24 protein-coding genes and 3 tRNA genes are annotated in these 26,965 nt (G+C 70.9%); 18 read left to right on the top strand and 9 right to left on the bottom strand.

Translation table 11 applies throughout. The features are described from left to right. Positions 1–160: 160 nt before the first annotated feature. Entirely contained in the window at positions 161–1,438 is a 1,278-nt protein-coding gene (locus IE250_RS16010; RefSeq protein WP_189670242.1) for an NAD(P)/FAD-dependent oxidoreductase, read from the top strand. Here IE250_RS16010 and IE250_RS16005 read toward each other — a convergent pair. Next, a complete protein-coding gene (locus tag IE250_RS16005; RefSeq protein WP_229872504.1) occupies positions 1,435–1,833 on the bottom strand; it encodes a DUF3054 domain-containing protein in 399 nt (132 codons plus the stop codon). The genes IE250_RS16010 and IE250_RS16005 overlap by 4 nt on opposite strands. 178 nt (positions 1,834–2,011) lie before the next feature. On the opposite strand from IE250_RS16005, the gene IE250_RS16000 reads away from it, so the two are divergent. Beyond that, positions 2,012–3,031 carry a trypsin-like serine peptidase gene (locus tag IE250_RS16000; RefSeq protein ID WP_189670240.1) on the top strand — a complete coding sequence of 340 codons (1,020 nt, stop codon included), beginning with the start codon at positions 2,012–2,014 and terminating at the stop codon, positions 3,029–3,031. A 98-nt stretch (positions 3,032–3,129) separates the two neighbouring features. On the opposite strand, the gene IE250_RS15995 is transcribed toward IE250_RS16000, so the two are convergent. Further along, the gene (locus tag IE250_RS15995) at positions 3,130–4,335 is read right to left on the bottom strand and encodes a sulfotransferase family protein (protein WP_189670239.1); all 1,206 of its coding nucleotides are present in this window, start codon (positions 4,333–4,335) and stop codon (positions 3,130–3,132) included. A 159-nt stretch (positions 4,336–4,494) separates the two neighbouring features. Between IE250_RS15995 and IE250_RS15990 the strand changes: the two genes are divergently transcribed. Then, positions 4,495–6,159: an ATP-binding cassette domain-containing protein gene (locus IE250_RS15990; RefSeq protein WP_189670238.1), complete on the top strand. Its 1,665-nt coding sequence runs from the start codon at positions 4,495–4,497 to the stop codon at positions 6,157–6,159. A 35-nt stretch (positions 6,160–6,194) separates the two neighbouring features. On the opposite strand, the gene IE250_RS15985 is transcribed toward IE250_RS15990, so the two are convergent. After that, on the bottom strand, positions 6,195–6,767 hold the full coding sequence (locus IE250_RS15985) for an NUDIX hydrolase family protein (RefSeq protein ID WP_189670237.1): 573 nt from the start codon (positions 6,765–6,767) through the stop codon (positions 6,195–6,197). Between the two features lie 157 nt (positions 6,768–6,924). Here IE250_RS15985 and trxA point away from each other — a divergent pair, with 157 nt between their 5' ends. Next, positions 6,925–7,287: a thioredoxin gene (gene trxA / locus IE250_RS15980; protein ID WP_189670236.1), complete on the top strand. Its 363-nt coding sequence runs from the start codon at positions 6,925–6,927 to the stop codon at positions 7,285–7,287. 28 nt (positions 7,288–7,315) lie between these two features. On the opposite strand, the gene IE250_RS15975 is transcribed toward trxA, so the two are convergent. The 3 genes from IE250_RS15975 to bcp all read right to left on the bottom strand — a co-directional run bounded on the left by IE250_RS15975 (position 7,316) and on the right by bcp (position 9,129). Then, positions 7,316–7,400 (bottom strand) — tRNA-Leu (locus IE250_RS15975). A 35-nt stretch (positions 7,401–7,435) separates the two neighbouring features. Continuing rightward, positions 7,436–8,647, bottom strand: a complete 1,212-nt coding sequence (locus IE250_RS15970) for an acyl-CoA dehydrogenase family protein (protein ID WP_189670235.1) — start codon at positions 8,645–8,647, stop codon at positions 7,436–7,438. Continuing rightward, entirely contained in the window at positions 8,647–9,129 is a 483-nt protein-coding gene (bcp, locus tag IE250_RS15965; RefSeq protein WP_189670234.1) for a thioredoxin-dependent thiol peroxidase, read from the bottom strand. The genes IE250_RS15970 and bcp overlap by 1 nt, the downstream gene beginning before the upstream one ends. Before the next feature lie 128 nt (positions 9,130–9,257). Here bcp and IE250_RS15960 point away from each other — a divergent pair, with 128 nt between their 5' ends. From IE250_RS15960 to IE250_RS15930, 7 genes are all read left to right on the top strand, one after another. Continuing rightward, positions 9,258–9,554, top strand: a complete 297-nt coding sequence (locus tag IE250_RS15960) for a GroES family chaperonin (RefSeq protein ID WP_189670341.1) — start codon at positions 9,258–9,260, stop codon at positions 9,552–9,554. An 87-nt stretch (positions 9,555–9,641) separates the two neighbouring features. Further along, positions 9,642–9,717, top strand: a tRNA-Lys gene (locus tag IE250_RS15955). Between the two features lie 107 nt (positions 9,718–9,824). After that, positions 9,825–9,897, top strand: a tRNA-Lys gene (locus IE250_RS15950). 224 nt (positions 9,898–10,121) lie between these two features. After that, positions 10,122–13,661, top strand: a complete 3,540-nt coding sequence (locus tag IE250_RS15945) for a metallophosphoesterase (RefSeq protein WP_189670233.1) — start codon at positions 10,122–10,124, stop codon at positions 13,659–13,661. Continuing rightward, positions 13,658–14,845 carry a HupE/UreJ family protein gene (locus IE250_RS15940; RefSeq protein ID WP_229872503.1) on the top strand — a complete coding sequence of 396 codons (1,188 nt, stop codon included), beginning with the start codon at positions 13,658–13,660 and terminating at the stop codon, positions 14,843–14,845. The genes IE250_RS15945 and IE250_RS15940 overlap by 4 nt, the downstream gene beginning before the upstream one ends. 135 nt (positions 14,846–14,980) lie before the next feature. After that, positions 14,981–16,000, top strand: coding sequence for a VOC family protein (locus IE250_RS15935; protein WP_189670232.1), 1,020 nt, complete (start codon positions 14,981–14,983; stop codon positions 15,998–16,000). After that, the gene (locus IE250_RS15930; protein ID WP_189670231.1) at positions 15,997–16,764 is read left to right on the top strand and encodes an SDR family NAD(P)-dependent oxidoreductase; all 768 of its coding nucleotides are present in this window, start codon (positions 15,997–15,999) and stop codon (positions 16,762–16,764) included. The genes IE250_RS15935 and IE250_RS15930 overlap by 4 nt, the downstream gene beginning before the upstream one ends. A gap of 70 nt (positions 16,765–16,834) precedes the next feature. On the opposite strand, the gene IE250_RS15925 is transcribed toward IE250_RS15930, so the two are convergent. Then, positions 16,835–18,091 (bottom strand): MFS transporter, encoded by a 1,257-nt coding sequence (locus tag IE250_RS15925; protein WP_189670230.1) that lies wholly within the window; start codon positions 18,089–18,091, stop codon positions 16,835–16,837. Positions 18,092–18,245: 154 nt separating this feature from the next. Continuing rightward, positions 18,246–19,160, bottom strand: coding sequence for a LysR family transcriptional regulator (locus tag IE250_RS15920; RefSeq protein WP_229872502.1), 915 nt, complete (start codon positions 19,158–19,160; stop codon positions 18,246–18,248). A gap of 167 nt (positions 19,161–19,327) precedes the next feature. On the opposite strand from IE250_RS15920, the gene IE250_RS15915 reads away from it, so the two are divergent. From IE250_RS15915 to IE250_RS15900, 4 genes are read left to right on the top strand one after another with little or no spacing between them, the layout of a single operon-like run. Beyond that, positions 19,328–20,497, top strand: coding sequence for an alpha/beta hydrolase family protein (locus IE250_RS15915; RefSeq protein WP_189670229.1), 1,170 nt, complete (start codon positions 19,328–19,330; stop codon positions 20,495–20,497). Beyond that, positions 20,494–21,495 carry a cyclase family protein gene (locus tag IE250_RS15910; protein WP_373301705.1) on the top strand — a complete coding sequence of 334 codons (1,002 nt, stop codon included), beginning with the start codon at positions 20,494–20,496 and terminating at the stop codon, positions 21,493–21,495. The genes IE250_RS15915 and IE250_RS15910 overlap by 4 nt, the downstream gene beginning before the upstream one ends. Before the next feature lie 25 nt (positions 21,496–21,520). Further along, complete coding sequence (locus IE250_RS15905; protein WP_189670228.1) at positions 21,521–22,654, top strand: FAD-dependent monooxygenase; 1,134 nt, start codon at positions 21,521–21,523, stop codon at positions 22,652–22,654. Beyond that, positions 22,651–23,658 carry a fumarylacetoacetate hydrolase family protein gene (locus IE250_RS15900; RefSeq protein WP_189670227.1) on the top strand — a complete coding sequence of 336 codons (1,008 nt, stop codon included), beginning with the start codon at positions 22,651–22,653 and terminating at the stop codon, positions 23,656–23,658. Before IE250_RS15905 ends, IE250_RS15900 begins: the two co-directional genes overlap by 4 nt. 12 nt (positions 23,659–23,670) lie before the next feature. On the opposite strand, the gene IE250_RS15895 is transcribed toward IE250_RS15900, so the two are convergent. Next, positions 23,671–23,829 (bottom strand): hypothetical protein, encoded by a 159-nt coding sequence (locus IE250_RS15895; RefSeq protein ID WP_229872501.1) that lies wholly within the window; start codon positions 23,827–23,829, stop codon positions 23,671–23,673. A gap of 133 nt (positions 23,830–23,962) precedes the next feature. On the opposite strand from IE250_RS15895, the gene trmB reads away from it, so the two are divergent. The 3 genes from trmB to IE250_RS15880 all read left to right on the top strand — a co-directional run bounded on the left by trmB (position 23,963) and on the right by IE250_RS15880 (position 26,933). After that, a complete protein-coding gene (gene trmB / locus IE250_RS15890) occupies positions 23,963–24,757 on the top strand; it encodes a tRNA (guanosine(46)-N7)-methyltransferase TrmB (RefSeq protein WP_189670225.1) in 795 nt (264 codons plus the stop codon). A gap of 191 nt (positions 24,758–24,948) precedes the next feature. Next, positions 24,949–25,287, top strand: coding sequence for a DUF485 domain-containing protein (locus tag IE250_RS15885; RefSeq protein WP_189670224.1), 339 nt, complete (start codon positions 24,949–24,951; stop codon positions 25,285–25,287). A gap of 11 nt (positions 25,288–25,298) precedes the next feature. After that, positions 25,299–26,933, top strand: coding sequence for a monocarboxylic acid transporter (locus IE250_RS15880; protein WP_189670336.1), 1,635 nt, complete (start codon positions 25,299–25,301; stop codon positions 26,931–26,933). The last annotated feature ends 32 nt before the right edge of the window (positions 26,934–26,965 follow it).

Below are 26,965 nucleotides of genomic sequence, written 5' to 3'. Positions count from 1 at the left end.
GTCCGGAGCGGCCTGATCCGCTCTGGTCGATTGTCGACCATACGTGTATGGTCGTCGACTGTCAACAACTTCTGGGCCCAGGCCACGACCCACCGGTGGCGCTGTCTGCCCTGTTCCTCGGTGGCCATCGCCGGCTTCCGAGCCCATGTGAGGAGTAACAATGAAGTTCACGTCCTACTGGCTCGACTCCGCGCCCGAGGGTTCCCCCGAGCGGTCGACAACCACCGTGGAAGGGCGCACCGACGTGGCCGTCATCGGCGGTGGCCTGACCGGCGTCGTGGCAGCGCTGCATCTCGCTCGACGCGGAGCGAAGGTGCACCTGTTCGAGCAGCACACCGTGGGGTTCGGCGCCTCCGGTCGCAACGGCGGCATGGCAACCACCGGCATGTCGATCGGCATCAGGGACGCGGTGGCCAAGATGGGCTTCGACAAGGCCGCGCCGTTGTACCGCGCCTACGGCCAAGCGATCGACCTGATCGAGAAGCTCGTCACCGAGGAGGGCATCGACTGCGACTTCACGCGCCCCGGCAAGCTGATCCTGGCGTCGAAGGCGGCGCACTACCAGGGATTCGAGAAGACCGCCGAGCTGTTGAACACCCGTCTGGACGCGGAGACTCAGCTGGTCCCCAAGGACGAGCTGCATCGCGAGATCGGATCGGACGCCTTCCATGGCGCGATGGTCGATTCGAGGAGCGCGGGCCTCCACGTGGGCAAGTACATCCGGGGGCTCGGCGTAGCAGCAGAGCGCGCCGGCGTGACGATCCACGAGAGGGCGCCGGTGCTGAAGCTGACCAAGCTCGGCTCAGGCCACGACCTCGAGACCCCTCGTGGCCGGATTCAGGCAGACCAGGTGCTCCTGGCAACGGGCGCATACACCCGTCGGCCGTTCCGCTGGCACCAGTTCCGCATCGCTCCCGTCGGCAGCTTCATCATCGCCACAGAGCCGCTCGACGCAAGCGTGTGTGACGATCTTCTGCCCAGGCGAAGAGTGGCCTCGGACTCCAAGAACCTCCTCAACTACTTCCGGATCACTCCCGACAACCGCCTGCTGTTCGGCGGCCGAGCACGGTTCGCGATGTCCAGTCCGCAGTCCGACGAGAAGAGCGGCAAGCTCCTCCGCGACGCCATGGTCCACACCTTCCCGCAGCTGTCCGACGCCAGGATCGACTACTGCTGGGGAGGTCTGGTCGACATGAGCATCGACCGTCTGGTGCATGCCGGCGAGCGTGACGGCGTCTACTACTCCATGGGGTACGCGGGACACGGAGTCCAGATGGCCACGTATATGGGGCGCCAGATGGCCGAGCACATGTCCGGCGTTCCCGAGGCGAACATCTGGCGCGACTTCGAGTTCCGTCGCATCCCCGGACACTTCGGTCCGCCCTGGTTCCTGCCCGTCGCCGGCGCCTACTACAAGCTCAAGGACCGCGTGAGCTAGCTCGGCTTCGCGCCGGCCTGGTTGCGGCGCAGCGCCGCGACCAGGCCGCGCCAGCCGAGCATCGTGATGGCCAGGAAGATCGTCGTCACCAGGGCGAACGACCAGGCCAGCCCCTGGCCGCTCACACCACGGAGCACCAGGCCACCGATCACGGTGGTGAACCAGATCAGCACGCCGGTGGGCCAGATGCGTGCCGGGTCCTGCCACGCGCGGGTCCACACCCAGCCGATCGCGGCCGCGAGCGCGAACGGCCACACCACGCGGCCGAGGGCGCTCAAGAACGACCCGTCGTGCGACGCGATGCCGATGAGGGTGAAGGCGAGGACGGCGACGGCGTCGGCCACGGCGGCGGGCCAGACGGGAGCGGTGCGGGAAGCGGGGGCGGTGGTAATCACGGTGTCGAGGGTAGCCCTGGGCGGAGGACGGCCCACCCCGGCGGCCCGAGCCATCGATGGCGCCTGTCGCGGAGAAAATTTACAGATAGGACATTTGCCGCTCTTCCTCCCGAATCACTCCGATTCGTAGGATCCTCCCGGCCCGCCGTTCGGCGGGCAGTGTGATCAAGGAGGCAGCATGCGAAGCAACCTCTCCCGCACCTTTCTCGCGGGGCTGGCGGCCCTGACGCTGAGCGGCACCGTGGCCGTCGTGTCCGTCGCGCCGGCAACGGCCCAGCCGAGCGAGGCAGCCAGCAACGTCGTCGTGCACAGCGCGGCGACCGCCCAGGCAGCCCAGGACAGGGTGGTCGACTACTGGACCCCCCAGCGGATGCGGGCGGCCGTGCCCGCGGAGGTCCTGGTGGCTGACAAGGACAAGTCCTCGGCGGGCGGCACGGTGGCCGCGGGCCGGCCGACTGTGGTCCCGCAGGCGAAGGCGCAGGCGGCGGCCAAGCCTGCCCCGTCCGCGGACTTCGTGGGCGGCTACTACACGGGTGGTGGAGAGATCGTCGACACCACCGGCAAGGTGTTCTTCACGCTCGGCGGCGTGAACTACGTCTGCTCGGGCAGCGCCGTGAGCTCCGGCAACAAGGACGTCGTGCTCACCGCCGGGCACTGCGTGAACGAGGGTCCTGGTGCCTACGCCACGAACTGGGCGTTCGTGCCGGCCTACGACGACGGTGCCCGGCCCTACGGCACCTTCACGGCCCGCCAGCTCACCACCACCGCCCAGTGGCAGAACAGCGGCGACTTCGACTACGACGTCGCCTTCGCGGTGATGAACACGGTGAACGGGGCGCACCTGACCGACGTCGTCGGTGGCCAGTCGATCGGCTTCAACCAGGCCCGCGGCCAGTACATGTACTCGTTCGGCTACCCGCAGGCCAACCCGTACGACGGCTCGGACATCGCGTGGTGCCACGGCACCGTCGTGCAGGACACGTTCGGCGGCAGCACCGACCAGGGCCTGGACTGCAACATGACCGGCGGCTCGTCCGGCGGCCCGTGGTTCGTGAACTACAGCGAGGCCACCGGTCTGGGCACGCTCAACTCGGTGAACTCCTTCAAGTACCGGGGTGGCAGCATGCGGAACTACATGTTCGGCCCGTACCTGGGCACCGTCGCACAGACGCTGTACGGCTCGGCGGCGTCGCTCTGATCCGCTGAACCGTTCGGGCCCGCAGCCTCTTCGTGGGCAGTCGTTGGTCGGGCTTGTCGAGACCTGGGTCTCGACAAGCTCGACCAGCGGGCAGGGACCTACCTCGGCAGGGCCGCCTGCAGGTTCACATACTCGGCGAACGCCTCGCGCACCTCGTCGCGGTTCAGCCCGAACCGCTCCAGGGTGTACTGGTGCGGGGCGCGCTTCCGCGGCGCCTCGCGGGCCGCGGCCAGGTTCGCGTCGTCGTCGGCGCCCCACTGCGCGCCGAGACGCTCGAACAGCTCAGGCAGCGCCGCGCCCGGGTCGCCGGTGAGGCGGCTGTACGGCAGGTCGAGCACCACGTCGGGCCCCAGCTCGGTGCGCTGGGCCAGCGCACCGGACACGCCCCGGGACATGATCGACAGCCAGTCGCGCCCGATCTGGGCCAGGTCCACAGCGCTCGGGTACCGGTGCAGCCGCTGCGAGGACTCGGCCAGCGAGCACAGCGAGGCCAGGGCCACCTCAGGGGCGCGGTGGGTCCAGACGAACCGAGCGTCGGGGAACACGTCGCGGATCTCCGACAGGTGGAAGAGGTTCGCCGGGTGCTTGAGCACCCAGCGCCGGGCGGGACGGCCGTAGGACAGGAGCTGGAGCGCGTCGCGCAGGAACCGGTAGTCCGGCCGGTGGTCGAAGGTCTGGAGGCGCTCGAGGTAGTCCGGCATGGGTACGGCCGAGGCGTGCAGCTCCGAGTGGGTCCGGATGAACGTGTCCTCCTCCTCGGCGGCCGCGTAGAGCGGGTGGATGGTGTCCCAGGTGGGGCTGAGTGCGGACACCATGGCGTACTTCCGCCGGGTGCGCCGGATCAGCGCGGCCTCGGTGTCGTCGTCGACGGCGAGGCCCAGATGGGTCATCTCCCAGAGCTTCGGCCCGCGATGCCCGGGCGACCTGGCGAGGATGTTGTAGGTGAGGGTGGTGCCCGTCCGGGGCATGCCGACGACGAACACCGGGGCGTCCACCGGCTGGTCGGCGATCTCGGGGTGCCGGGCGTGCAGGTCGCCCACCACGGCGCGGTTCCGGATCCGGCTTTCCGCCATCCCCTTCCCCGCCATCCAGCCGAGCGGGCTCAGCCCCGGGAACTCGGCGAAGGCGCGCAGCGCCAGCCGGAGGTGCTCCAGGTCCGCCGCGTACTCGGCGCTCAGCGGCGTCCGGCCGCGCTCCGCGCGCGCGATCATCCGGTCGAACACGGCGTCCGGGTCCCTGCGGGTGCGCGTCCCGGGAGCCAGGAGCAGGTTGGTCAGGCGAAGGGCAGGCGTGGTCTGGGACACGTCACTCCAGGGGTGTGGGCGTGAGCCGGCGAGGGGATGGGCACATCCTCGCGCGGGAAATAGTGCGCGTAAAGGAAAAAACGGACAGGCTCCGCGAGTAGCCCGGTGCGCTGGAGCCGCCGGCTTCGGACTCGCCCCGGGCCCCCGTAGGCTTGGCGGATGCATCTCGTCGCCCAGGACCTCGCCTTCGCGTACCCCGGGCGGGACGTGCTGGCCGGCATGAGCGTCACCGTGAACGACGGCGCGCGGCTCGGCGTCGTGGGGGAGAACGGGTCGGGCAAGTCCACGTTCCTGCACCTGCTGGCTGGCGACCTGCAGCCCAAGTCGGGTGAGGTGCGGCGGCAGGGCACCGTGGCGCTCGTCGAGCAGGAGCTGCACCCCACCCCGGGCCAGACCATCGGCGACCTGATCGCCGGGACGCTCGACGGCCTGCGGACGGCCGCAGCCGAGCTGGAGGCAGCGGCCTCCGCTTTCGACCACAGCTCGGGCGACCTCGCGGTGCTCGAACGCACCCTGTCGCTCGCGGAGCACCTCGCCGTCTGGGACGCCGACCGGCGGGTCGAGGTGGCCCTCACTCGGCTGGGCGCCCCGCGCGACCCCGCCCTGCGGCTCGACCGGCTCAGCGTGGGGGAGCGGTTCCGGGTTCGCCTCGCCTGCCGCCTTGCGGAACGCTCCGACCTGCTCCTGCTCGACGAGCCCACCAACCACCTCGACGACTCAGCCATCGAGTTCCTCACGGGCGAGCTCGTCGCGTGGCGCGGCGGCGTCGTCCTCGTGACGCACGACCGCGAGCTGCTCGACGACGTCGCCACCGCCATCCTCGACCTCGACCCGTCCTGGGACGGCAAGCCCGTGCTCTACGGGCAGCCGGGCTACCTGGCCTACCGGTTTGCGAAGAACCAGGCGCTGCACCGCTGGCGGCAGCGCTACCGGGCCGAGCGCAAGCGGGCGGCGCAGCTCGCCGAGCGGCTCGATGAGTCCTACGAGGGCCTCTCCGACGCGTGGCGCCCGCCAAAGGGGTCGCAGGGCCACCGTCGTGCCACGCGTGCCCGCATCCACGTCAAGGCCGCCGACCGGCTCATCCAGAAGCTCGAGGCCGAGGCGATCGAGGTGCCCACCCCGCCGGTGGAGCTGGCGTTCCCGGACCTCCCGGCGATGTCGCCGGGCTGGGATCCCGGCAACCCTGTGGTGGAGGTCCGTTCGCCGCGCGTCGGGACACGTCCGCACGGCGGGGACAAGGGCGGCGGGAACGACGACGGCGCCCGCCTGGACCTGCCCGGTACGCGGGTAGCGGTCCCGCCGTCGGGCCGGCTGCTCATCATCGGGTCGAACGGCACGGGCAAGTCGACGCTGCTCGCGGCGCTGGCCGGCGCCCTGGAGCTCGACCGGGGGAGCCGGGTCGTCGCGCCGGGGGCGCGGATCGGCGTCGTCGGCCAGGAGAGCGAGCTCATCACCGGCAAGGCACGGCTGCGGACCGGGTTCGAGACGTACGCCGACGAGGCGCTGCGGCTGCTGTCCTCGGGCGAGCTTGACCCCGACCACGTAGTGCCTGTCGCGGGGCTCGGCCTGCTCAGCGAGGAAGACCTGGACCGGCCGCTCGCCGAGCTGTCCGCGGGGCAGCGGCGCCGGTTCGAGCTCGCGCGGGCGCTGCTGCACGCACCGCACCTGCTGCTCCTTGACGAGCCGACGAACCACTTGTCGATCGACCTCGTCGACGAGCTGACCCGCGCGCTGCAGGTCACGCCGTGCGCCGTCGTCGTAGCCACCCACGACCGCCGCATGCGCTCGGACCTGGAGGACTGGCCGGTGCTGGACCTGGGGTAGGGCCCGTCTCGAGTTCGGCGCCGGCGCCCGCTATCTCACGGAAGCCGGCCAACGTGGGACATCGCCTGCTTGAGCAGCATGCCCTGGCCGTTCATCATCTCGGCCTGGACGTCGTCGGCGCACGCCTCCTCCGGCGTCAGCCAGGCGAGGTCCAGGGAATTCTGCTGCGGCCGGCAGTCGCCCGTCACGGGTACCACGTACGCGAGCGAGACGGCGTGCTGGCGCGGGTCGTGGAACGCGGTGATCCCCGGCGTCGGGAAGTACTCGGCGACGGTGAACGGCTGCGGCGACGGCGGCACCTGCGGCAGCGCCACCGGGCCGAGGTCCTTCTCGATGTGCCGCAGCAGCGCGTCCCGGACCCGCTCGTGGTACATGACGCGCCCCGAGATCACGGCCCGCGTCATCGTGCCCTGCGTGTTCACTCGCAGGAGCAGCCCGACGGCGACCACGTCACCCGAGTCGTCGACCCGGACCGGCACGGCGTCGACATACACGAGAGGGAGCTGCGCCCGTACGACAGCGAGGTCCTCGTCGGTCAGCCAGCCCGCCACCTGGGAGGGGTCGCGGTAGAAGTCGTCGTCGGAAGGGTAGTCGGCAGTGTCCGTCACGGGTCCGTTCTACCAGGTCGGGCCGCGCGGTGCCTTACCCCCGCGCCGCCGGATCGGCCCGTGGGTGTTGAACGGCTCACGGAAGGGCTGTTCCCGGAATAGCTGAGGGCATAACTGTGCTGCACGAGGAAGACAGTCAACGAGAGGAAAACGCGACATGGCCACCGTCGACATCACCGATGCCACGTTCGAGAAGACCGTCAGCGACAACGGGATAGTCCTCGTGGACTTCTGGGCCACCTGGTGCCCGCCGTGCAAGATGTTCGGCCCGGTCTTCGAGGCGTCCTCGGAGAAGAACGACGACATCGTGCACGCGAAGATCGACACCGACGCGAACCCCGGAATCTCGGCCGCGGCGCAGGTGACCTCCATCCCGACGCTCATGGCGTTCCGCGACGGCGTGCTGGTGTTCCGCCAGGCGGGCGCTCTTCCGGCCAAGGCCCTCGCCGAGGTCGTGGAGGCCGTGCGCGACCTCGACATGGACGCCGTCAGGAAGGACCTCGCCGCTCAGCAGAACTGACGCGGCGAGGACGGCGCAACACAGCTGGTGGTGCGCGAGGCGGGACTCGAACCCGCACGTCCGAAGACACCAGGACCTAAACCTGGCGCGGCTGCCAATTACGCCACTCGCGCGCGGCGCACAGTCTACGGGCAGCCGAGCGTGCAGGTCAGCGGAACGCGGCGATCCCCGTGATGTGTCGCCCGAGCACCAGAGTGTGCACCTCGTCCGTGCCCTCGTAGGTGCGCACCGACTCCAGGTTGTTGGCGTGCCGCATCGGCGAGTGGTCCAGCGTGATGCCGTTGCCGCCCAGCACGGTGCGCGCCTCCCGGCAGACGTCGATCGCTATGCGCGCGTTGTTCAGCTTGCCCGCCGAGATCATGTGACCCTCCAGGCGCCCGGTATCCTTCAGCCGGCCGAGGCGCAGCGCCATGAGCTGTGCCTTGGTGATCTCGAGGGCCATGTCGACGAGCTTGGCCTGCGTGAGCTGGAAGCCCGCGATCGGCGTGCCGAACTGCTCGCGCCCCTTGGCGTAGGCCAGGGCGGCCTCGAACGCGTCCCGCGCGGCGCCGACCGCGCCCCACACGATGCCGTAGCGAGCCTCGTCGAGGCACGCGAACGGCCCCGCAAGGCCGGGATGCTCCGGCAGGAGGGCGTCCGCGGGCAGGCGGACGCCCTCCAGCGTGATGTCGCACTGCACGGACGCGCGCATCGACAGCTTCGGCTCGATGGGCACGGCGGAGAACCCCGGGGCCGACGTCGGCACGATGAACCCGCGCACCCGGTCCCGCTCGCCGCCTCCGTCCTGAGGCTCGCGCACCTTGGCCCAGATGATCGCGATGTCCGCGAACGAGGCCATGCCGATCCACCGCTTGGCGCCGTCCAGGACCCACTCGCCGCCGGATTCGCCGCCCTCGCTGCCGGCCTCGAAGCGGGCGAGTGTGGTCATGCTCGCCGGGTCGGAGCCGGCGCCGGGCTCCGTGAGCCCGAAGCAGCCCACCACCTCGCCCGTCGCCATCCGGGGGAGCCACTGCTGCTTCTGTGCCTCGGAGCCGTGCTTGTGGATCGCTGACATGGCCAGCGAGCCCTGCACCGAGACGAAAGTGCGGATGCCGGAGTCGCCCGCCTCCAGCTCCTGTGCCGCGAGCCCGTACTCGACGGCGGAGCGCCCGGCGCAGCCGTACCCGGTCAGGTGCATGCCGAGCAGCCCCAGCTCGCCCAGCTCGGGGACGAGATCGCGCGGGAAGTAGGCTTCGGCGAACCAGCGGGCGATGTTCGGCCGGACGCGGCGGTCCACGAACTCCCGCACGCGGTCCCGCGTGGCCAGCTCGGTGTCGCTGAGCTCGGCGTCGACGTCGAGCAGGTCGGCGGGCGAGCTCATCAGCTCATCAGCCCGAGGGCCTTGCGTACCCGGGCGACGTGGCCGGTCGCCCGGACGTTGTAGAAGGACTCGGCCACCGTCAGGTCCGGGTTCACCACGAACGTGGAGCGGATCACGCCCACGTACGTCCTGCCGTAGTTCTGCTTCTCGCCCCAGGCGCCGTACGCCTCCAGCGTCGCGTGGTCCTCGTCGGACGCGAGCGGGAAGGTGAGCGTCTCGGCGTCGGCGAACTTCGCCAGCTTTGCCACCTTGTCGGGGGAGATGCCCACGACGGCGTAGCCCGCGCCCTGCAGGGATGCCAGGGAGTCGCGGAAGTCGCACGCCTCCTTGGTGCAGCCCGGCGTCGCGGCGGCCGGATAGAAGTAGACGATGACGCCCTTGTCAGTGCTCTGCGCCAGGTCGGCGAGGCGGACAGTGGAGCCGTCAGCGGTGGGCAGCGTGAAGTCGGGAGCCTTGTCCCCGGGCTCGAGGTGAGTGGTCATGCGCGTAACGGTAGACCTTCTGCCGGGATCACCTTGCCCCCTCGGTCGCGTAGCGTTGTCCCGTGAGCACTCCCGCTGTGACGAACGCTGCAAACGCCGTGACCAAGCCAGGCACCCTCCCGATCCGCATGCTGCACGACCGCCTCCTGGTCGAGCCCGAGATCGACGCGTCGGAGCGGCATTCGACGGCCGGCCTGGTGATCCCGGCGACCGCCGTGGGGCCCAAGCGGCTCGCGTGGGCGAAGGTCGTGGCCAAGGGTGAGCACGTGCGACAGGTCGACGTCGGCGACCGCGTCTTGTACGACCCCGAGGAGCGCGCCGAGGTCGACCTGGCAGGCAGGGACTACGTGCTCCTGCGTGAGCGCGACGTGCACGGCGTGGCCGAGAGCGACGAGACGGACGGCGCGACGGGGCTGTACCTGTAGGTCAGGCTGTCGTGCAGTTCACAGGCCCGGGCAGTTCGTTCGGTTACCGGTGACGCCCCTGGTCCTGGTAGTGTTTCTCCCCGTTGCGCGCCATTAGCTCAATAGGCAGAGCAGCTGACTCTTAATCAGCGGGTTCGGGGTTCGAGTCCCTGATGGCGCACCAGCACGACGGTTCGGGATCCCCCTTTCAGACGGGTGGACGCCGGCGGTCGTGGGCGGAGAAATCGGTAGCGCTGTGGGCTCCACGCCCTGGTAATCTTTCCGTCGCAGGCGCCATTAGCTCAATAGGCAGAGCAGCTGACTCTTAATCAGCGGGTTCGGGGTTCGAGTCCCTGATGGCGCACAACATCGCGAAGGCCCCCACCACGGTGGGGGCCTTCGCGCTTCCCGCTCAGCCGCAAACTTCACCCGCTCTGCACGCGCCCCTGACGTGCGCATTCGCCCGGATACCCGACAGTTTGTCCGGTTGTCGCCTTCCGCTCCAGCTCCGTTCACCCGCCGGGTCCAGGTTGACCACCGGGCGTGCTCAGGTGCCGTCCACCTTCACGGAGCACAGGGAGGACGGCCATGCGGCCACACACCAGGAATCAGCGAGCGAGGCAGCGGGTCAGGCACCAGGCCGGCCTCATCGCGGCGGTCACGGCGGCCACGCTCGCCGTGACGGGGTGGGTAGCGACGACGTCGTCCGCCGCCCCCGCGGACACGAGCCGGCCGGCGAGGAGCCCGATCGCGACTGCCCCGCACGAGCCGAAGGCCCCGCAGCAGCCGGAGGCCCCGGCATCGGGCAGCCCGGTCCTCACGCCGGCCGACGGCGAGTTCCTCGAGGGGACTGTCCCCGTCGCGGCCGAGCCCGTCGCGCCCGGCGACGACATCGAGAGCCTGACCATTGACGGCACCGACGTGCCTGGCGCCACCGAGACACTGGGCACGTCGATCCTCGGCTACAACGTCGCGACGAACTCGACCGAGGCGCGCTACCGAAACTACGTATCAGTGAACGGGTCGGAGCCGATCTACCTGCCCGACGCCGTGAGCAAGCGCGTCGAGCTGGAGATCCCGAACGAGTACCTCGTGACCGGCGAGAACACCATCGAGGTCGTCGTTGGCACCATCAACACCGACTGCGGCGTGAACCACGACGACTTCGTGCTGTCGGACTTCACGCTCGAGCCGCTCGGCGAGACCGCCGACGGCGAGGAGAACGAGTACACCTACGCGTTCGGCGACGGCAGCTGCGGCACCAACACGAGCCTGCTGCTGCGTGCGGAACTGACGTTCTTCGTGCAGGGCGACCCGCAGGGCACCACCGGCCTGAGCGCCGACCTGGACACCACGACGCTGGCCAACGGCGCGCACACGATCGAGGCCCGCACCGCGGCGGGCGACACGACGACGCACCAGGTCCGCGTGAACAACGCGCCGGCCGGCGCGCCGCGGCTCACCCCGGTCGACGGCACCCTCGCCAACGGCACGGTCACCGTCACGGGTGCCCGCCCCGCGGACGAGGACGGCGCCACGACCGGGCTCACGGTCGACGGCGAAGCGGTCGAGGCAACGGCGACCCTTGGCTTCGGCGACGCTGCGTTCTCGTTCAACGTAGGCTCGAACGCCGTCGACGGCCAGGCCGCGAACCTGCTGGTGGTGAACGGGATCGAGACGCCGATGGGCGGCTCGTACGCGAGCCAGCGGGCCGACGTCGCGATCCCCAACGAGTGGCTGCGCCCCGGCGAGAACACCGTCAAGGTCGTCACCGGCACGTTCGCGGGCGACTGCAACCGCGACGACTTCACGATCTCGAACCTCGCGCTGACGCCCGCCGTGGGCACCGCCGCCGGCGTCGGGCTGAAGCCCTCCTACGCCATGGGCGACGGCACCTGCGGCTCCAGCGGAACGGCGCTGCGCGAGATCACGGTGACGTTCACCGTCGACGCCCCCGCACGCGGCCTGCGCGCCGACGTCGACACCGCCACGCTGCCCGACGGCGAGCACGAGCTCGCGGCGACCTCCACCACCGGCGAGACCGCCACCCGCGCCCTGTTCACGGACAACACCGGCCCGGCGCTCGTCTCGGCCACGCCCGCCGACGGCGACCGGCTCACCTCGAGCGTGCCGCTCGCGGTCTCCGTTGACGACGCCTCCGGCGTGGTGCAGGGTCCGGACGTCACGCTCGACGGCGAGGAGATCGCCCAGGGCGACCCGGTCGGCCCGGGCCTCTCCGCCGGCAACCACACTCTCGCGGTCTCCGCGACGGACGGCCTCGGCAACGAGGTCACCCACGAGATCGCCATCGTGAGCGCCGGGATCCCGGACGCGCCGGCGAACCTCGCACCGGCGTCGGGCACCTCGGGCGTGAGGAGCGCCGCGACGCTGGAGGCGACGGTCGCCGAGCCCGACGGCGGCGACGTCACAGCGCGTTTCTCAGCCGCAGAGATCCTCACGCCGTCCGCGGCCTGGCAGGGCGAGGCCGGCGCCGTGCCGACGGACCTGACGGTGCCGGGCCAGGCTCAGCTGAGCACCAGGGCGCTCGCGCCGGGCGACGGCCGGTCGGCGGCATCACCGACTTCGCGCGACGTCACCTACCAGCGGTTCGACGTGCCGGTCCGCGGCCGGGTCGAGGCGCCGGTGCTGCGCTGGGAGGGCGTCGCCGACCCGGCCCGCCTGGTCAGCCTGCGGGCCTGGAACCCGGAGACCGATGCCTGGGACGTCGTCGCCTCCGCGCGCGGCGCAGTCGACGGCGGCACCGTGCTCGAGGGCACCGTGACCCGGGACTACGTGGACGACGGCATGGTCCACGCCATGGTCACCGGCGAGGACCCTTTCGCCGACGACATCGACGCGGGCGACCCGAACGGCTTCGCCGACCCCGACGCGTACGACTTCTCGATGGTCCACTACACGGACACGCAGTACCTGTCCGAGGGCGCCGTCGAGCAGGAGACCGCCGAGGAGCGCGCCGTGTGGGCCAAGGGCTACACGGGCGTCATGGACTGGATCGTGGACAACGCCGAGCAGCGGAAGATCGCGTACGTGGCGCACACCGGCGACATCACCGAGACCAACATCCGGGCGTTCCCGCCGGAGCTCGAGGACCAGGTCATCGGCGAGTTCGACTTCGCCTCCGAGGCTCAGGGCCGCATCGACGCCGCGGGCATCCCGAACGGCGTCGTCGCGGGCAACCACGACAACCAGTCCGGGACCAACCCTGAGCTGTACGACCGGTACTTCGGCCCGCAGCGGTACGAGGAGGTGTCCGAGGGCTGGGCGGACGCGTCCTACGGCGGCACCATGAAGCCGGGCTCGAACGAGAACCACTACGACCTGTTCTCGGCCGGCGGCCTGGACTTCGTGGTGGTGGGCCTGTCCTACGGCGTGACGCGTGACGAGGCCGAGTGGGCGGCGTCGATCTTCGACCGGTACTCCGACCGGAACGGCATCCTGCTCACGCACGACTACCTTGAGCCGTCTTCGTCGCCCGACGGGCGCGGGGCCAACTTCGGCGGGTCCGACGGCCCGCTGCTGTACAACCTGCTCGTCAGGGACAACCCGAACGTGTTCATGGTGCTGGCCGGGCACAGGCACGGCGTGGGCACCAACGTGCGCCCGCCGGTGATCGGGGACATCGGGGGAGGCGTGGTCGAGCTGCTCGCGGACTACCAGTTCTACACGGTGTCAGCGGACCAGCTCGGGCTCACCCGGATCGGCGGGTACAACCCCGCCGACCGGCTCCAGTTCGGCGCGTCGTTCTTCCGCATGCTGCAGTTCGACGTCGACCGCGGCGAGGTGTCCGTCGACACCTACTCGCCGCTGCTGGGCGAGTTCGGCGCCACCGAGTACGACACCGAGCACCGGTACAACGGCCTCGAGGACAACATGGTGCTGCCGGTCGACCTGACCTCGCGCACCACGTCGTTCACGACGGACTTCGTGGTGCTGTACGACCCGAGGTACGAGATCGGCGAGGACACCGTGTCCTCCGGCGAGGTCGCCTCGGTCCGGTGGACCGGCCTCAAGCCGGACCGCACCTACGCGTGGTTCGTCACGGCCCGCACCTCCGGGGGCGGGGCGACGACGGCTTCGCCGGCGTACTTCACCACGGCGCGCCGTTGAGGTTCGGACGCTCCTTGGCCCTGGCGGGGCTGCTCACTGTGGTGGGCAGTCCCGCCGGGCTGTTGCTCGCGGCCCCGGCGGTGGCCCACGACGCCACCAGCGACGTCTACGCGGAGGTGACCGGGCCGGCGGCAGGCGAGCCGACGGCGGACGTGGCCGCCGTCCTCGATCTCGAGTACGACCTGCTCATGAAGTCCGCCTGGCTGCGGGCCGAGGCGTACGAGGCCACGGGCCGGGCTGAGCAGCTGGCTCAGCTGGACAAGCACGAGGGCGCGGTCGACGGTTACGTCACCGACCGCTTCGTCGTCGCTTACGACGGCGAGCCGTGCGCACCGACGCTGGTCGCCGCGGACATCGTCGAGCGCGGGGAGCGCCCGTACGCCGCCCTGACGTACTCCTTCGCGTGCGACGGCGGGCTGGGCGGCGTGCACGAGGTCTCCAGCGCCCTGTTTCCGGACGCGGAGTCGTTCGTGCACTCCACGGAGACGGTCATCCGGTACACGCTGGACGAGGAGGAGGGCTCCGCGGTGCTCACCGCGGCGTCGCCCACCCTCACCACGGGCGAGAACCGCGTGCTCAAGCAGGTCGGGGAGTTCTTCGTGCTGGGCGGCGAGCACCTGCTGCTCGGGCTGGACCACGTGCTGTTCCTGCTGGCGCTGCTGATCGACGCGCGGCGGCTGCGCGACGTCGTGTGGACCGCCACCGCCTTCACCGTGGCGCACTCCGTGACGTTCCTGCTTGCGGCGCTGGGCGTGGTGTCGGTGCCCGTGACAGTGGTCGAGCCGGTGATCTCGGCCTCGATAGCGGTGGTGGCGGCCGTCGACCTGTACAGGATCTGGCGCGGGCGGGGCGGACTGGTCCCCGGGACCCGGGCCGAGCGCGGCGCCTGGGACCGGTGGCGGCTGCCCGTGGTGTTCGTCTTCGGCCTGGTGCACGGCGTCGGGTTCGCGGGCGCACTCGGCATCGACGCGGCCTGGTCGTGGACCTTGCTGTGGTCGCTGCTCTCGTTCAACGTGGGCATCGAGGCGGTGCAGCTCGGCATCATCGCCGTGGTGTTCCCGCTGCTGGTGCTGCTTCGAGTCCGGGCACCGCGGGCCGCCCGATGGGTGCTCGGGACGGCGACCGCGGGGATCGTCGCGGTGGCGCTCTACTGGGTGGTGGAGCGGATCGCGGGGGCGTTCTGACGGCAGGCGGGCACCTAAGTGGCATCAGCCAGACTGATGCCCTCGATCATCAGATTCGTCTTCCGTGATGACTCCACGCTGACAAGAGTGGGGAGCGGCGCCCCGGGCGCCCCGTTCCCTACCGGAGGATCAACGATGATCAAGCTGCTTTCCCATCTGTCCCACCTGGAGATCACGACGCCCGACGTCGAGGCTTCCGTCCGCTTCTACACCGAGCAGGTAGGTCTGCGGGAGTCGGGGCGCGAGAACGGCGTCGTGTACCTGCGGTCGTGGGGGGACTACTACCACTACAGCCTCGCGATCAGCGAGGGCCCCGAGCCGAGCCTGGCAAGCATGGCGTGGCGCACGACCAGCGCCGAGGCGCTCGAGGAGGCCGCGCGCCGCGTCGAGGCCAAGGGCGTCGACGTCGTCTGGTCCGAGCAGGGCTTCCACCACGGCCGCTCGTTCCGGTTCGTGGGCCCGTGGGGCCACACCATGGACCTGTTCTGGGAGGTCGACAAGTACGCGGGCGAGGGCGACCAGGCCTCGATCTTTCCGGACCGGCCCGAGCGCCGGAGCCGGCACGCCGTGGCCCCCCGCCAGCTCGACCACGTCACGGTCGCGGCGTCCGACGTCCGCGGCTTCGCCGACTGGTACTCCGAGGTGCTGGGCTTCCGCATCATGGCCCACACGGTGCTCGACGAGGCTCCCGTGACGGTGTTCACGGTGATCACGACCAACGAGAAGTCGCACGACCTGGGCATCGTCCTGGACGGCTCGTCGCGGCCTGGCCGGATCAACCACTTCGCCTTCTGGGTGGACACCCGTGAGGACCTGCTCCAGGCCGCCGACGTGCTCATGGAGAACGGCACCGACATCGAGTACGGGCCGTCCATCCACGGCGTCGGCGAGCAGAACTTCCTGTACTTCCGCGACCCGTCCACCATGCGAATCGAGGTGAACACGGGCGGCTACCGCAACTACGTGCCCGACTGGGAGCCGCGCGTGTGGACGCCGTCGACGGGGTCCAACAGCATCTACCGCAACAGCGTCATGCCGATGTCCATGACCGAGTCGTTCCCGCCGGCGCCCGAGCCGTCGGCGACCGAGGAGGGCGTGCACCCGGCGACCCGGGAGGCGCTGCTCAACCCCTACGCGCGGCTCGGCCAGGGGTGACGACCCGACCGACCGCGACGACGACCTTCCCGGACCCGTCCGGGAAGGTCGTCGTCGTCACCGGCGCGCGCGGCGGGATCGGTTCCGCCGTGGCGGACCTGCTCGTGGCGGCCGGCTGCCGGGTGGTCGCGACGGACCTCGAAGCGCCTGCGGTGTCCGGGGCCGTGAACCGACGGCTGGACGCTGCGCTCGACGCCGGCTGGCGTGACCTCGCCGAGTACCTGACGGCCACGTTCGGCCGCGTGGACGGGCTGGTCAACAACGCCGGGGTCACCTGGCGTGCCCGGCTCGCCGACATCGAGCCGGACGACCTGGCCAGGGTGCTCGCCGTGAACGCGACCGGCCCGGCGCTGGGGATGCGGCGCCTCTCGCCGCTGATGCCGGCCGGGTCCTCGGTGGTGAACATCGGCTCGGCCGCCGCCGTCACCGCCCACTACGGGGTGGCGTACGGGGCGAGCAAGTGGGCGCTGCGCGGGATCACGAGGACGGCGGCGATGGAGCTGGGGCCGCGCGGGATCAGGGTCAACCTCGTGAACCCGGGTTTCGTCGAGACCCCGATGACGGCGAGCGCCCCCGAGTCGTTCCGCGCGGCCAACGTGGCCGCCACGCTGCTCGGCCGGACCGGCCGCCCCGAGGAGGTCGCGGCTGTGGTCGCCTTCCTGCTCAGCGAGGCCGCGTCGTTCGTGAGCGGCGCCGAGATCGCGGTCGACGGCGGCCTCACCGCGCACGGCGGCGGCAAGGCCGTCTCGGACGCGATGCCCTGACGGCGCATGATGTCCGACGGCACAGGGCGCCCGACGGCGGTTGCCGTCGGGCACCTCGGGGTTCGTGGCCTCAGGCTGCGACGGGCTCGATCGCGAGACCCTCGTCGTGCTTCTCGGACAGAGGTTCACGCTGCACCACGACCAGGAGGATCACAGCGGCGGCCCCGCACGCGAGGCCGATCGCGCCCAGGGCGGGCGGCAGCGACGTCACCGGGTCGGCACCGGCCTGGACGGCCTGGACGATCAGCGGGGACACGAACTGGCCGAGGAAGAAGGCGGCCGTCCACAGCCCGGTGGCGCGCCCGCGCTCGGCGAAGGCGAGGCGTCCGACGGCCCAGACCAGCATGGTCGGCAGCAGCAGGCCGCAGCCGAGGCTGCCGAGCACGGCGCCCGCGACGACCCCGGGTACGACGCCGGCGACTGCCATGAGCCACATGAGCACGAGCCCGGCGCCCAGGACGCCGAGGGCCACCGGCAGCAGCACCTTGGCGGTGAACCGGGCCAGCCTGGCGAAGGCGATCGACCCGATGGCCGTCGCCACCGACGCGCCGGCGGTGAGCAGCCCGATCTGCTGGGTGTCCGTGATCCCGACTCCGCTGTAGACCAGCGCGGACTGGGAGAGCAGCACGAAGAAGGCGAAGCCGCCGAAGACCGTGGTGACCAGGGGCAGCCGGAGCGTGCGCCACGGGATCGGGCGACCTGCGGCCGCTCGCTCGGCCGCGCGCTCCCCCTCGTCGGGGACGGGCTCGTCGAGCACGAAGAACATCGGCACGACGATCACGATGCTCAGGGCGTACGCCCAGAACGGCGCGCGCCAGCCGGCCGCGCCCAGCACGCCGCCCACCACGATGAAGATCGTCGCGGCGACGGTGGTGAACACGGTCTGCAGGCCGAGGTAGCGGTTCCGGCGGTCGCCGCGGTAGTAGTCAGCGATGAGGGTGGTGCAGCACGCCATGATCGCTGCCTCGGCCAGGCCGACGAGCAGGCGCAGGACCAGCACGGGGGCGATGGAGCCCGAGACGAGGCTCTCCGGCAGCCAGGCCACGGCGGTCCCGACGACGGCATAGACCACCATCGCGACCAGCAGCAGGTTGCGCCGGCCGGTCCGGTCCACGATCTGCCCGGCGAACGGGGCGAAGAGCGCGATCATGAGAGCGGGCGCCGAGAGGATCAGGGCGGGCGGCAGCGGGCTGCTCGCGAACTGCTCCTGGAGCTGGGGCAGCACCGGGGCGAGCAGGACGGCGGCCAGCGCGGACAGGCAGCTACCCGCCAGCAGCAGGACGCCGGGCAGGGCTCCTCTGCTCGGGGGCGACGGGGTGGGGTTCATGGGAATCCTCCTGGGGTTCCCCGCGGCGGTGCGGGATCGGCGTCCCGGGCGGCGTCGTCGTCGGGAGAGGCTGGAGGCCGACACTAGTGCCGCGTCGGAGGAGGTCAACGGCCCTTTTGGTGATGCCGCGCATCAGCCTCATGAATGCCCCCTGCTACAGCGCCCTGCCCGCCTCCACGAAGAGCTCACGCATCCAGGCGTGCTCCGGGTCCCGGGTGCGCACCGGGTGCCACCAGAGCGCCTCGGTGATGGGCGTCGCCTCGAACGGGCACTCGAGCACGCGGATCCCGGGGTGGTGCAGCGCTAACGCGCTCAGGTGGCGCTGGACCAGCGCCAGCCGCCGCGTGCCCGCGACGAAGGCGGGCAGTGCGAGGAAGCCGTCGACCACGCACTCGACCTTCGGCTCCAGGCCGAGCTGCTGGAGCTGGAGCGAAGCGGGGGTGAACGCGGACCGGGACATGTAGGTGAAGACCCACGGTGCGGTGGCGAGGTCCTGCGTGGTGAGCACGTCGGAGACGGCGTCGTTGTCCGTGGCGGCGAGGATCACCCAGTCGTCCGTCACGACGTCACGGTGCGGCAGCCCGTCGATGAACCCGTGCGGGATGAGGATGGCGTCGACCGTGCGCAGGTGCTCCGCGACGGCGTCGACGATCTGGGGCGTGTGGTGCGTGAAGCGGAACCGGACGTGCGGTGCCCGCTGGGTGGCCAGCGCGGTCACGGCGGCGCCCAGCGTGACGAACGCGTAGTCCGAGCCGAGGACCGTGAACTCACGGGTCGACTCGTGGGGATCCCAGTCGGCCTGGTTCTCGAAGACCCGCCGTGCGGCGTCGAGCGCGAACCCCGTCTCTTCGGCGAGCCGCTCGGCCAGCGGCGTGAGCCGGTAGGTGTTGCCGTCGCGCGCCAGGATCGGGTCGCGGAAGTGCGTGCGCAGCCGCGACAGGGCGGCGCTCATCGCCGGCTGGCTGAGCATGAGTCGTTGCGCCGCGCGGGTGACGCTCCGCTCGGCGAGCAGGGCGTCGAGGTACACGAGCAGGTTGAGGTCGTGCCGGGAGATGGACGGCGCTGTCACGCCCTGACCGTACGGCGTGCGCCGGTATCGCGGCAATCGCTGTGCGACGCTAGGCGCATCGATGTGGCGAATACCCGCCATCAGCAAGATCGCCTTCACGAGGAGCTCCAGGTGTCCTGTGATGGTGACCGTCCCGCGTGACGAGGCGCGGGCGGACGGAGCCTCGCATGTTCATGTACTTCCCCGGCAACTACGTCTGGAGCATGGCCGTCGTCGCCGCGCTCAACAACGGCGGCCTGATCGACGAGGTTGACCGGGCGTGCCGGCCGGTCCTGGAGGCGGCCGAGCACGGCGACGACGCAGGCACCGAGCAGCTCTACGCGGCCTGGCAGTCGGTGGTGGACCGCCTCGTGGCCTCGGCCGACGACGACGTCGCCCGCGGCCGCGTCATCGGCGCGGCCGACAAGCTGTACCGCGCGAGCCTGTACACGTCCCAGGCCGAACGCCTGCAGTCCCCCACCTGGTCCGGGCGCACTGAGGCCTACCAGCGGTCGATGTCGCTCCTGGCCCGGCACCTGGAGCTGAGTGGATCGCCGGTGCGGCGCGTCGAGGTTCCGTACGCGGGGTCGTCGCTACCCGGGTACTTCCTGCCTGCACCGGAGGCGTCGCCGGACGCCCCCGCGCCGGTCGTGATCCAGTGGAACGGGCTCGACTCGACCAAGGAGATGATGTACTACTCCGGCTTCCCCCAGATGCTCGCCCGCCGCGGCATCTCGACCCTCATGGTCGACACGCCGGGGTCCGGCGAGGCGTTGCGGATGCGCGGGCTGACCGCGCGCCACGACACCGAGGTCTGGGCGGCGGCCTGCGTCGACTTCCTGGAGACCCTGCCCGAGGCGGACGCCTCGCGGGTAGGCCTCGTCGGCTGGTCCCTCGGGGGGTACTACGCACCGCGCGCCGCGGCGTTCGAGGACCGCGTGCGGCTGGTGGTGGCCTGGGGTGCCAACCACGACTGGGCCGCCGTCCAGGAGGCGCGGCGGCGGCGCGAGGGCGAGAACCCCGTGCCGCACTACTGGGAGCACGTGTTCTGGGTGTGGGGCGTGTCGACGATGGACGAGTTCGTGCAGGCGACCAAGGGCATGCACCTGGACGGCGTCGTCGAGAAGATCCGCGTCCCGTTCCTCATCACCCACGGCGCGGGCGACCGGCAGATCCCGGTCGAGTACGCGCACCGCTCCTACGAGCAGGCCGTGCACAGCCCTAAGCGCGAGCTGCGGATCTTCGACGACCCTGAGGGCGGCACGGAGCACATAAGCATCGACCACATGGCGTACGTCGCCGCGTACATCGCCGACTGGGTGACGGAGACGTTCGCCGAGCTGGACGGTGGGCGATGAGTGTCATGCCGGCTCTGCCGGCCGACGGGCGGCCGACCCTGGACCGGACCGACCCCGAGGGCGCCGTCGCCCGGGCGGCGGCCGAGGTGAGCAACTGGGGCCGCTGGGGCGACGACGACGTGCTCGGCACCGTGAACTTCCTCGACGATGGCAAGCGCCGCGAGGGCGCGGCCCTGGTGCGGCGCGGGGTCTCGTTCTCCCTGGCGCAGCGGTTCGACATGGACGGCCCGCAGACCGGCTGGCGCCGGCGCACCAACCCGGTGCACACGATGCTGGACACCGGCGTCGACGCCGAACGTGGCAGCCAGGGCTTCCCGCACGGCTTCGGCGGCGCCGACGACGTCGTCTCGATGCCCCTGCAGTGCTCCACCCAGTGGGACGGTCTGGGCCACATCTTCGACCATGGGCGCGCCTGGAACGGGCGCGCGGCCGGCGACGTCGTGACGAGCGAGGGCGACCGGGTCACCGGCATCGAGCACATGGCCCCGCACCTGGCCGGGCGCGGCGTGCTCCTCGATCTGGGTCGTCACCTGGCGGACGGGGAGCTGCCCGACGGGTACGCGATCACCGAGGACGACCTGCGGGCTTGCATGGCGGCCCAGGGACCGACCGCGCAGGTGGGACGCGGCGACATCGTCCTAGTCCGCACCGGCCGCCTGGCGCGCGCCCGCCGCGAGGGCTGGGCCGGGTACGCCGGCGGACCGAGCGCCGGCCTGTCCTTCACCACCGCTGGCTGGCTGCACCGCACAGAGATCGCCGCCGTCGCCACCGACACCTGGGGCTTCGAGGTGCGGCCCAACGAGTTCGACGACGCCTTCCAGCCGCTGCACCAGGTGGCGATCCCGCACATCGGGCTGACCGTCGGTGAGATGTGGGACCTCGACGCCCTGGCCGCGGACTGCGCCATCGACGGCCGGTGGGACTTCTTCCTCACCGCCGCACCGATCCCCGTGACAGGCGCCGTCGGCGCCCCGGTCAACCCCGTCGCCGTGAAGTGAACCGACCACCAGGAAAGGCCTGACCATGTCTGCAGTGCACTCCGTCGCCGTCGCCGGAGCCGGTGTCGCGGGGCTCGCCACGGCGATCCTCCTCGCCGAGGGAGGCGTCGACGTCCACGTCTTCGAGGCCAAGCCCGCCCTCGACTCCCTGGGCTCGGGCATCACCCTGCAGGGCAACGCCTTGCGCGCCTTCGACCGACTGGGGGTATGGCCGCAGGTCCGCGCCCAGTCCTATGCCTTCGACGTCCTCGGCCTGCGCGCCCCCGGCCCGGAGGCCCGGGTCCTCGTCGAGATGCCCGACGACCGCACGGGCGGGCCGGGCTACCCGGCCACGGTCGGGATGTACCGCCCGGACCTCGCTGCGATCCTGCTCGACCGGGCCGAGGCTCTGGGCGCGACGATCACCTTCGGCGTCCAGGTGGCGGCGCTCACGCAGGACGACGACGGCGTCGACGTAGTGCTCTCGGACGGCCGGACCGTGCGCCACGACCTGCTCGTTGGCGCCGACGGGCTGCACTCGACGGTGCGCGGCCTGCTCGGGATCGAGACCACGCCCGAGCCCACCGGGATGGGCATCTGGCGCGCGTTCGTGCGGCGACCGGAGCAGGTGACCCACACCGAGCTGTACTACGGGGGTCCGGTCTACATCGCCGGCTACTGCCCCACGGGCCCCGACACGATGTACGCCTACCTGGTCGAGAAGGGTCAGGACCGGTTCGGCGTGACCCCCGCCGAGGCGGTGAAGGCCATGCACGACCTCTCCCTCGCCTACCACGGGCCCTGGGAGGAGATCCGCGCCGAGCTCGACGAGGCGTCGCGCATCAACTACACCCGGTTCACCCAGCACCTGGTCCCGGCGCCGTGGAACCGCGGGCGCGTCGTCATCGTCGGCGACGCGGCACACAGCTGCCCGCCGACGATGGCCCAGGGCGCTGCGCAGGCCGTCGAGGACGCGCTGGTGCTCGTCGAGCTCCTGCTGTCGGCGGAACGCCTGGACCAGGAGGTGTGGGACGCGTTCCACGCCCGCAGGCTCCCGCGCGCCACGGCCGTCGTCGAGGCGTCCGTCCAGCTCGGCCGATGGCTCCTCGACGACGTCCACGACGCCGACGTCCCGGGCCTCATGCACCGGGTCGCGGCGATGGTGAGCGAACCTGCATGAGGCTCGCGCGCTGGCGGCATCGAGGCGAGGTCGGCGAGGGCTTCGTCGTCGACGACCACGTTCTGCCGCTGCCCGACGGCGGGACGATCGCCGGCCTGCTCGCCGCCGGGCTTCCGGCCACGCTCGAGATCGGTGCCGCGCTCGTCGCGGCCACGCATGGCGACGAAGAACCCAGGCTGGACGACGTCGAGCTCCTGCCCCCGCTCGTGCCCACCACCATCCGTGACTTCGTCGCCTTCGAGGAGCACGTCGAGGGAGTCAGCGCGGCCGTGGACGGCCGCAGCGAGGTGGTGCCGGAGTGGTACGAGTACCCGACGTTCTACTTCACGAACCCGCACTCGGTCGTCGCGACGGGCGAAACCGTCGTCCCGCCGCAGTGCGAACGCCTCGACTTCGAGCTGGAGGTGGCGGCCGTGATCGGGGCCGTCGCCGGTTCGGACGGCGCGAACCTCACGCCCGAGCAGGGCGCGGCGGCGATCTTCGGGTTCACGATCCTCAACGACTGGTCGGCCCGGGACGTCCAGGCCCGGGAGATGAGGGTGCGGCTGGGACCGGCCAAGGGCAAGGACTTCGCGAGCACGCTCGGGCCGTGGATCGTCACGGCGGACGAGCTCGCGGACGTCCTCGACCCCGACGGCTTCCACCGCCTCGCCATGGAGGCCGAGGTCAACGGCACGCCGGTAGGCAACGACCTGCTGTCGAACATGGGCTGGCCGTTCGGCGAGCTCGTCGCCTACGCGTCCAGGAACACCCGGGTGGTGCCAGGCGACGTGCTCGGGTCGGGCACGGGCGGGAACGGCTGCTGCCTGGCCGAGCTGTGGGGCCGGTCCGGCGAGCTCAGCCCGCCGCCGCTCGTGGCGGGCGACGAGGTGGTGCTGCGCGTCGAACGCCTCGGTGAGCTCCGCAACGTCGTGGGCCACGCAGGACCGGTGCCGCGCGTCCCGCGCGCGCGTCCACGGCGTCCAGGGCCGCCTCGCGCCACGACCGAGGTGGACCTGGCGTGACTGCCGGGCGCCTCAGTCGGCGTGGTCGTGATCGCGGAGCAGGCCCCGGAAGAGGCCGTCCGAGCGCTGCGCGACGGCGACGTCTCGCGCCACCCGGTCGGGCCGGTCGCTCGGCTCGTCCCAGGGCCAAGGGTCGTCGTCCGGATCGGTGGCTGGTGCGGTGGCGAGCAAGCTCAGCTCCTTCATTTCGCTGGTGGTCCGGGCGTCTGCAACCAGCCTGCCGCGCTCCTTGGCCGGCGTGCGCGGCGTGCCCCGAATCCTTGCGGATACGCAACCCCGCGCCGCATCCTCGTACGCTTCTCCCGTGAGCCAGCCCGTTCCTCCTCAGCCCGACGCCGCACACCAGGACCCCGCCGACCGGCCCGAGCTCTCGGGGTTCCGGACCAAGCCGGTGTCGTTCATGCGCAGGTCCGGCCGGCTCACCGACAAGCAGAAGCGGATCTGGGCCGAACGTCACGCCGTCTACGTGATCGACGTGCCCCGGGCGATCGCCCGCACCTCCGTGGACCCGGACTTCGTGCTGGACACGGAAGCAGTCTTCGGGCGCAAGGCCCCGCTGGTCGTGGAGATCGGCTCCGGGCTGGGGGACGCCGTCGTCGAGGCCGCCTCCACCGATCCCGAGCGCGACTACCTAGCCGTCGAGGTCTACCGGCCCGGGCTCGCGCACACGATCGCGCGTGCCGAGCGGGCCGGCGCGGCGCGGGGGCAGGAGGGGCTGCGGAACCTGCGGCTCGTGCAGGCCAACGCGGCCGAGCTGCTGGAGACCACCCTCTGGGCCGGGTCCGTGGACGAGCTCTGGATCTTCTTCCCCGACCCGTGGCACAAGGCGCGCCATCACAAGCGCCGCCTGGTCACCGCCGAGTTCGCGGCGCTCGCGGCGCGCGTGCTGCGGCCGGGCGGGACCCTCCGCCTCGCGACCGACTGGGCAGAGTACGCGGAGCAGATGGTCGAGGTCATGGACGCCGACGAGAGCTTCACGAATCCACACGGTCCCGGGGGCCGGGCCCCGCGGTTCGAGCGGCGCGTGCTCACCGGGTTCGAGCGCAAGGCGCACGGCGCCGGACGGACGATCGCGGACCTGGAGTATGTCCGGCGCTGATTGCCGCGCTGACCGGCGGGTTCCCGGGTTCTGGCGACGGAACTTGAAGACATAACGACTTGGTCAAGTCCGTAAACTCACCGTGTGAACTATTTGCCCTCAGCGTGTGAGTTGCGGCACATTGGCCCCGGTGCGAGATGCGCACCGGGCCGCGAGCAGAGCGCGCGCCCCCATGACCCAATGGAGGCGTCATGAGTGACGTACAGGCATCAGGGCCTGCAGAGACCGATTACCAACGCGTGGAGAGATCTGACGAGTTCCAGAGCCTCCGCAAGGCGTTCCGGAACTTCGTCTTCCCGATGACCGCGCTGTTCCTTGTCTGGTACCTCCTCTACGTGCTCATGAGCACGTACGCGCACGACTTCATGAGCATCCGTGTCGGCGGCACCATCACGGTCGGTCTGATCTTCGGCCTGCTGCAGTTCGTGTCCACGTTCGTCATCACCACGGTCTACGCGCGGTGGGCGAACGACAAGTTCGACGCCCGGGCAAAGGCCCTGCGCGAGGAGATCGAGGGGGGCGAGCTGTGAACTGGACCGTCATGGCGGCCGAGGCCACGAACGTCGGCAACACGGCGATCAACATCGGTATCTTCGCGGCGTTCGTCGCCGTCACGCTCGTCATCGTCTTCAGGGTGTCCAGGCAGAACAAGAGCGCCGCGGACTTCTACGCCGGCGGCCGTAACTTCACGGGCACGCAGAACGGCACGGCGATCGCCGGCGACTACCTGTCCGCGGCGAGCTTCCTGGGCATCGCCGGGGCCATCGCCGTCAACGGGTACGACGGCTTCCTGTACTCCATCGGCTTCCTCGTGGCGTGGCTCGTGGCGCTGCTGCTCGTCGCCGAGCTGCTGCGGAACACCGGCAAGTTCACGATGGCCGACGTGCTGTCGTTCCGCCTGAAGCAGCGGCCGATCCGCCTGGCCGCCGCGCTGTCCACCCTCGCGGTGGTGTTCTTCTACCTGCTGGCCCAGATGGCGGGCGCCGGAGGCCTCGTGGCACTCCTGCTCGGCATCACTGACAAGGCCGGTCAGGGCCTGGTCATCGCAGTCGTCGGCGCCCTCATGATCCTGTACGTGCTGGTGGGTGGCATGAAGGGCACCACGTGGGTGCAGATCATCAAGGCGACGCTGCTCATCCTGGGCGCCGGGGCCATGACGATCTGGGTCCTCGCGACCTTCGGCTTCAACCTCTCCGCGGTCATGCAGGAGGCCGTGAACATGGCCGGCGACAAGGGCGAGGCAATTCTCGAGCCGGGCCTGCAGTACGGGGCCACGGCCCTGTCGCAGCTCGACTTCCTGTCTCTCGCGCTGGCCCTGGTGCTCGGCACGGCCGGCCTGCCGCACGTGCTCACGCGGTTCTACACGGTGCCGTCGGCCAAGGAGGCCCGGAAGTCCGTTGTCGTCGCGATCTGGCTGATCGGCATCTTCTACCTGTTCACCCTGGTGCTCGGCTACGGGGCCGCGGCGCTCGTCGGCCCTGAGACGATCCTCGCGGCGCCGGGCGGCCAGAACTCGGCGGCGCCTCTGCTCGCGTTCCAGCTGGGCGGCGAGATCCTGCTCGGCATCATCGCCGCTGTCGCGTTCGCGACGATCCTTGCCGTCGTGGCGGGCCTGACGATCACGGCGGCGACCAGCTTCGCGCACGACATCTACGCCTCGATCATCAAGAAGGGGCAGGTCGCCCCGGACGGCGAGGTCCGGGTGGCCCGCTGGACCGTGGTCGTGATCGGCATCATCGCGATCATCGGCGGCATCTTCGCCAACGGGCAGAACATCGCGTTCCTCGTGGCCCTGGCGTTCTGCGTCGCGGCGTCGGCCAACCTGCCGACGATCATCTACTCGCTGTTCTGGAAGCGGTTCAACACGTCCGGCGCGCTGTGGAGCATCTACGGCGGCCTGATCTCGACGGTCGTGCTGATCATCTTCTCGCCGGTGGTGTCCGGAAAGCCGGCCGACCCCGTCACCGGGCTCAGCAAGTCGATGATCAGCAACCCGGCTATCGACTTCCACTGGTTCCCGCTCGACAACCCGGGCATCGTGACCATCCCGCTCGCGTTCGTGCTCGGCATCGTCGGCACGTACCTGAGCAAGGAGCGGTCGCACCCGGAGAAGTACGCCGAGATGGAGGTCCGCTCCCTCACGGGCGCGGGCGCGGAGAAGGCGACCGCGCACTGACGGCTCCGCCGAAGTAGAACTCTGGCGAAGTA

It is taken from the genome of Promicromonospora soli (assembly GCF_014653785.1).
In the GTDB taxonomy this organism is placed as follows: Bacteria; Actinomycetota; Actinomycetes; order Actinomycetales; family Cellulomonadaceae; genus Promicromonospora; species Promicromonospora soli.
Note: the sequence above shows the minus strand (reverse complement) of the source record. Positions and strands in the feature narration are given on the sequence as shown.